Source organism: Okeania sp. SIO2B9, from assembly GCF_010672505.1.
GTDB lineage: Bacteria > Cyanobacteriota > Cyanobacteriia > Cyanobacteriales > Microcoleaceae > Okeania > Okeania hirsuta.
Map to the genome: position 1 here is coordinate 1 of NZ_JAAHGK010000256.1, position 7,076 is coordinate 7,076.

Here is a 7,076-nt window from a genome sequence, read left to right on the forward strand (position 1 = left end):
TAGAGATGGGGTTGGCTTGACCGTTAATGCCTGTGGATGAGTAACCGCCGACGGCCTCAGTAGAAGCAGGAAGTAAACATCAATTTGTTACGTTATGTGACGCTTTGTATCAGTTTTATGAAGCAGTTTCTGACATGATAAAAATCATCAGACATAACAAAAAGAATGCGATCGCATTCTTTTCCTAATCTCTAGTGCAGGATGGCAGAAATAACTAACCAGTTACAAAATCCTAAAAGCCTTATCAATCAATATTTTTGACTTTTGACTTTTGAATGCATGACTTCCGCGTAGCGGCACTAGCTATTCTATGAAAAAGGTCTAATTAGCAGCTCGAGCTGCTTTTTGGTTTGCTACATCTAGATAATTTTGATACTCGAGAACTTTTGTTTGTGCTGTTTGGTAGTTTGGATTAGACTCTGGCACTTCTTTCATCAGATCGACAGCTTTTTGCCAGTCATTAGCTACCGCATTCCATTCAGATTTTGTTTGAGCAGTCTGGGCTTTTTGAGCAGCACTTTGGGCACTTGTGACAGCAAAATACCAAGGGTCTGAAACAGTGGTTCCGGAATCATTTGTTTTTGGAGATGGTGAAGTTTCAGTATCTTCAGAAGATGTTTGTGGTTGAGATGAGTCAGGGTCATTAGTTTCAGTGTTTTCTGATTTTGACTCACTTAGGAAGGGTAAGGGAAATATTCCACCAAAGTGCAATGCAGCAAGAGTAGCTAGTGAGACTAACAAAAATAGTAGCAATATTCTCAGAATGAGAGGAGTTTTCTTTTTTTGAGCTTGAGGTTGCTGTGATATTTCCTCTTGATTTTCTTCATACTCAGTTTCTTCATACTCAGTTTCTTCATACTCAGTTTCTTCGTCGTATTCTCCCTCCTGGTAATAATCTTCGTCTGTTTCAGTTTCGTAGTCAGCTTCAACTTCTTTTTGATCTAAGTGATCTATAGGTTGCTGAATATCTTCTAAGTCCGATCTTTCTTCTTCAAAGTCAGGTAGATCCGATGTTGGTGGGGTATCTAAAATAATTTTATCTTCCCAGACTGGTTGTTGAACGCCAGTCTGAATACCATACACTTTGACTGTGTGGATTGATTCAACTCCCAATTTAACGATTCCAGTTCTAATAAATTCAACAAGAGGAGCTTGTTGATTAGCAACTTGATCGGACTCGAGTGTAACTTCAAGACAATCATTGTCCCTAGTTACTTGGACGTTAATACCTTTTTTTTGTAGTGAGTGGTTAATAATTGAGGAGATAATTTTTGGATCTCCTTGTTTAGCAAGTTCCCGCAGATTATTTGATGCCATAAATAGCGCTCCTTTGGGCTGGAGGGCGAATAGTTGATTTACTTAAAATTATTTAATTATTATAGTGAATTACTAAAACCAAAACTTTTTGGCTCTGAACTTCTTGATTTACCGAAAACCTGGGTATAAAGCCTCCCCCTTTTAGGGGGACTTTGTGCTATGCTTAAGAAAGCGGAAGGTATTCAACCGCTCTAAAAACTTAACTACTAATTGTAGCGCACTAGCACCTTGAAAATTGCTGTCAGACCCCGCGTCGCCCTCAGGTGCAAGGGAATGCTGACCAAGAGAAGAGTTATGGGGTTTTCCATAGGAACGCTTATGCATGGAAAAGCTCTAAGCAACAAGTACAAGAGAACCAAAGTTTTTTTTGAGGTTTGAACTGTACCGTAGGGCATACGGGAACAGACTCTTGGAATAGAGTAAGCGCTTGGGAAGAGAACCATCTCTGGATTAGATTCCCCAAGGTATTTGATTTAAGTAGACTCGTTGTTGGCGTAGCCTTGCGGAACGCAAACCAAGAATTCTGGTTTCAGGAGAATCTCCGCACCTTTAGAGGTTGTTTGTAAAGAATTATGAAGTGTTTTTACCCCTGGCAAATTGGGTATTTCAGCCTATAAATCTGGGATAAATAACCGAGTTGTTAAAGTTTAAAGGTCAATCATTGTATATTACAAAACTTTACAAACAGTCTCTTAGATCGGAGAGTATATCAAAGAGTACTGCCTCCACTAAGTTAACTTAATTTTGGGTCTGACGTTCTCTCTAAAGATTTATCATTTTCTTTGTGGGTTTAATACCCCACCGTCAACGGGGGTGTTCACGCATTACTTGGGGGAGCGAATCCCCATGTAATTTTCCTCCTGTCTCCTGTCTCCTGTCTCCTGTCTCCTTCTTCAAACCTTAGTTTATAAATTCATCGACTTTACTCTATTAACTGCAATCTTATTACCACTAATTTTTAGCTCGTCCAGATTTTCCTCCACAACAAATTAAATTAATTTCTATAGGCTGACCAATCGCCGATGATTTCAGAATCAGAAAACCTACTACTTGGATTGTATATTAGCAGAAATTATCAATTGTTAACAATATCTAATAATTAAAAATTGCTTCTTATCTGTCTATACCTGTAGTTATATTTGTCTAAATCATATTATGATGCTTAATAGAAGCTCTAATTTTTTTACTTAGTGTCAATAAATTAGAAAACTTATGAATAGTTTAGCTGATTATGGGATGCGAATCCTATTAATTTTATAAATTTTTAAGAATAGTGATTTGAGGGGGCATTAAAGATTAAAAATTATGCTAGCGTTAATTGTTAAATATTTTCTAGGTTTTTTCCTGTTGGTAATTTAATAGCTTTAATATGTCCTGAATAAATATCTCCAACAATGATGATGGGGAGGGAAAACCTGAAAATAAACTATATGAATTTACTCAGACCAATGGGGGGTGTTTGAATTATCTTTTTATTTTGGGTTTAATACCCCGCACCTCATGAGCGGTGTTTACAATTGGTTGGGATTTGAGTCCCCATCCACCTCTTCCTTCTTCAAGGCCATAATAATTCCGATGTCCTAAATTTTGACTCCCAGCCGATAATAGTTCTACGATTTTTTACTGAAGATATTTTTCTGAGAAAACACCTGACAAAGTTCTATTACTTTAGTTTGTAGTGTAGATATTTGCTCTTTTCCTTGCTTGAGACTTACTTCTAGCTCTAGTAATAAAGGTAAGGTTTTCTGTAATTGATTTAAGGACAAAGAATTGACCTCTTGTCGTAAAAAATATATCCTTTTAGGGTTGCCTATTTCCGCAGCTTGAGCGATCGCTTTTTCATCTCGCTCCCCTGTCTCTATCATTAGTTTTACCCAAAACCATATTCTAAATTGGCCTACTAGAGTAGCCACTATTCGTAATGGATGTTCATTGTGGGCAATTAAATCTGCGACTAACTCCAAAGCTTTAACCGTATCACCTAAACGAATTGCTGTAGCTAACTTTAAACTACTTTGAGTCTGAGAACCGACTAGAGTAGTAATTACTTCTAAGTCCACTACAGAATCTCCAGATACATATAGCTGTAATTTAGTCAACTCACTATGAAGTTGTCGGCGATCGTTACCTAAAGCTTCTGCTAAAAAAGTAACCCCACTAGAATTAAGCTTGACTCCTACTTCCTGAGCCATTTCTTTGACTTGCTGCTCCAATAACTCTGTTTTCCAAGGAGGAATAGGAGAGAAATCTCTAACCTCAGCCCATTTTTGGATCAATTTTGTGGACTTAAGTCTTTGATCAGGTTTATTGGGCGTAGTCAACAATAGCAGAGTAGTTTCAGGAATCAGAGGTAGAGTACTTTCCAAATTTTCCAATAGATTTTGTGAACAATGCTGAGTTATATTAGTATCGACTAGCCAGACAAAACGACTACCAGAACCAAAAGGAGGAGTCATGGCCTGATTCAATCCAGTTTGAACAGCATCTATTGCTGGCAAAATTTTGTCATAGTTAAAGCTAGCCCAGTTAGGATCGAGGACAGATTCACGCAAAGCATTAGCTGCTAGCATCATTGAATATTCATCCTCGCCAAAGTATAGGTAAATTGGCATAAGAAGCTATTTTTTGATAAGGGGCGATTAAGATTGGACGATACATATCAGGACTACATTAACCGAGTAGCACAGACAACCTTGCTATCAAGTTACAAATCTCAGTTGGAATATATCCAACAGTCTCCGAAATTCACTAAACTGGATGGCCAAATTGAGGCTAATAATTTTCCTGGCTATTCTGTGATTACTCCACCGGGGGAAGAAGACTCGCAAAACGGCAACTTTTATCAGTATTTGCAACAATCTCAACAACTATTGGTAGAACTATTGGGAACTAATTTAATGATTCCCGTGCCTGGCAATAGTTTTCATTTAACCTTAGCTGATTTAATTTGGGAAAGTGCCTTTCTAAATGCTAGTCAAAGTAATCCTCAATTTGAAGAAAAACTACGCTCTTGTATTGCTGAAAGTTTTCAAGAGTTATCTATTGCCAAAAATGGCCATCAAGCCCGCTGGCAAGTTTTAGGAATTGTAGTAATGACTAGAGCTATTGGTGTTTGTCTCGTCCCAAAAGATGAAAGTTCTTATGATCGGATTCTACAACTACGTCGGTCAATTTATCAAAATCCTAATTTCATTGCTTTAGGTATTGAACAGCAATATCACTTTACTGCTCATATTACCTTGGGATATTTTGGGGAAATTCCATCAGATTTAGATACTGCTGCTGTGGGAGATGGGATTTTAGAATTAAATAATCAATGGTTGGAAAGCAATTCAGAAATGTTATTGCATCGGGGAGAACTCCGAAAGTTTGATAATATGGTACGGTATTATCGACAACCAGATTGGCCTGTTGTAGATTTGTAATTAGGGTTTGCCCTCAAAAGTCTTTCTCCTAGGTGTAGGAGATAGGAGACAGGAGACAGGAGACAGGAGACAGGAAAAATGGGAATGAGTGAGGAGCTAGGAGTAAGAATTGTCCCAAGATTGTTCTGCCCAAATCTTGACCAAAATTCGCTCATTTTTGAACTATTACCACTTAAAACCTCGCACTTTTTGATACTTAACAAGGCTAAAACCTTTATCTATAAAGACTTTTAGATTTAATCAGCAAGCCCTAATTAAATTAGGCCAGAAATAATATAGGGAATAGGGAATAGGTAGGGACTTTGTATTCAAAGTCCCTACAGATTATTTCGTTTACGGGTTGTTTGGGAGCAAGTAATGAAAGGGGTATTCATAATTCTGATGTTGATTACGGTTAGTCCAAATATCTTAATTCTGATGTTGATTCACCAACGCCATTTTTTGACTTGATAAGTTAGAATTTTGATCGTAACTTGTCCTTAAGGGCAGAGTTGAAAAATTGTATTTGGAGTATTTTATATGGCGTTGCATATTTGCGGGATGAATTAGTGTGGGGAGTGTGGAGGGCGTTACATATTTGCGCATTGGAATTATAGTTTTAGAAAAAGAAGGAAGTATACAAAGATGTGTTACCTTTTTTGCAAAGATTCACCCCTGAGTTCAGCAGCGCCTTTTATATAATTCCTACGGACTACTGACTACTGATATAGCTATAAATTATCGTGAGTATAAATGTTATTGGCATAGGTTTAGATGGAGTTGTTGGACTAAATGAGTCAGTGCGGAAAATTGTTGAAAGGGCGACTGTGTTAGTAGGAAGCGATCGCCATCTCCGTTATTTCCCTAATCATTCTGCCGAAATTATTGTACTGGAAGATATACTTGAGACAATTGTAGAAATACGACAGCATTTAGATATCCCCAACAGTTGTATCGTAGTTTTAACTTCAGGAGACCCTTTATTTTTTGGCTTAGGGCGACTATTAGTAACTCATTTTCCGCCAGAAAAATTAAGGTTTTATCCGCATCTGAGTTCGGTACAATTAGCTTTTAGTCGCCTTAAAATTCCTTGGCAAGATGCTAAAATAATTAGCGTTCATGGTCGCTCAATGGATGAGTTGATTCAAGCACTGCAGCAGGGAATTGAGAAAATAGCAGTGTTAACAGACCATACTCATACACCAAAGGCGATCGCTAGTTTGTTATTAAGTTTAGATTTACCAATTGACTATCATTTTTGGGTCTGTGAAAATATAGGTAGTGAGGATGAACGAGTTCAACAATGGTCTATAGATGAAGCAAAACAAGAAATATTTGCTCCGTTAAATGTAGTGGTATTATTACGTCAATCTAAATTAGCTAATCAATCTGTAAATTTAGCTAATTTGCCTTGGTTGGGGATACCAGATAATTATTTTTTTACTTACGATGACCGCCCAGGGTTAATGACGAAACGGGAAGTACGGGTTTTAATTTTGGCTGAGTTGGGTTTGCAACCAGGACAAATTATTTGGGATATTGGTGCTGGTAGTGGCTCTGTTTCAGTTGAAATTGCTCGCCTTTTTAGTGATTCTACAATATATGCAATTGAAAAAACTGCTGCTGGAACAAGTTTAATTGAAGAAAACTGCCGTCGCTTTCAGGTTAACAATGTAGTTTCTATTCATGGTAATGCTCCAGATATTTTGCATCACCTGCGCCCTCCCCATAGAATTTTTATTGGGGGTAGTAGTGGTAAACTTAGGAAGATTCTGGGAGTTTGTGGGATGAGGATGTTACCTGGAGGAATGATAGTATTAGCATTTACCAGTTTGGAAAATTTGCATACTGCTTTAAGTTGGGCAGAGGAAAGAAAAAAGAGCGATCGGAGTTGGAATTATCGTCTTTTGCAAGTACAGTTATCTCGATCTATACCTATAGCTAATTTAACTCGCTTTACTCCACTCAATCCAGTGAATATTATGATTATTAGTAGTTAGCACAGGGTAATGTATTTGCGATAAATGAAGGCAATCGCGGTCCTAATGGCGATATATGGATATCCTTGAAACCCTGATCAAACAATAGTTTTGAAGTGCTTGTCACCCTCAGAGGGGACTTACACAATTTTTAGATCTTTAATATAGCCTAAACTCTCTTTATGACTGGCAAATATGTCCCTGTTTTCAGTTAACCAATCAAAAAAACGGATTGATACCAAATCCAGTTTACCGAAAAGCGACGTTGAAGGCCCCCGTGTTTTAACCGGGGGATGAAAACAAGCGAGTCGCTTAGACTAGACAACTTTAGTTGTCCTGTGTTATTATTACCTACAATAACTGTTCGGTCTGCCCG

4 protein-coding genes are annotated in these 7,076 nt (G+C 37.7%); 2 read left to right on the forward strand and 2 right to left on the reverse strand.

Going from position 1 to position 7,076, the window contains the following annotated elements; translation table 11 throughout:
- Positions 1-321: 321 nt before the first annotated feature.
- Together F6K13_RS11470 and holA are read right to left on the reverse strand one after the other, a co-directional pair.
- Positions 322-1,317, reverse strand: a complete 996-nt coding sequence (locus F6K13_RS11470) for a hypothetical protein (RefSeq protein WP_124146286.1) — start codon at positions 1,315-1,317, stop codon at positions 322-324.
- A gap of 1,610 nt (positions 1,318-2,927) precedes the next feature.
- Positions 2,928-3,929 (reverse strand): DNA polymerase III subunit delta, encoded by a 1,002-nt coding sequence (holA, locus tag F6K13_RS11475; RefSeq protein ID WP_124146287.1) that lies wholly within the window; start codon positions 3,927-3,929, stop codon positions 2,928-2,930.
- Between the two features lie 33 nt (positions 3,930-3,962).
- Between holA and F6K13_RS11480 the strand changes: the two genes are divergently transcribed.
- Together F6K13_RS11480 and cbiE are read left to right on the forward strand one after the other, a co-directional pair.
- A complete protein-coding gene (locus tag F6K13_RS11480) occupies positions 3,963-4,742 on the forward strand; it encodes a DUF1868 domain-containing protein (RefSeq protein ID WP_124146288.1) in 780 nt (259 codons plus the stop codon).
- A 722-nt stretch (positions 4,743-5,464) separates the two neighbouring features.
- Entirely contained in the window at positions 5,465-6,721 is a 1,257-nt protein-coding gene (gene cbiE, locus F6K13_RS11485; RefSeq protein WP_124146289.1) for a precorrin-6y C5,15-methyltransferase (decarboxylating) subunit CbiE, read from the forward strand.
- Positions 6,722-7,076: the final 355 nt, after the last annotated feature.

Bases quoted from the DNA above. Each gene is read 5' to 3' on its own strand.
- F6K13_RS11470 (WP_124146286.1), bottom strand. From the start codon at position 1,317: ATGGCATCAAATAATCTGCGGGAACTTGCTAAACAAGGAGATCCAAAA.
- holA (WP_124146287.1), bottom strand. From the start codon at position 3,929: ATGCCAATTTACCTATACTTTGGCGAGGATGAATATTCAATGATGCTA.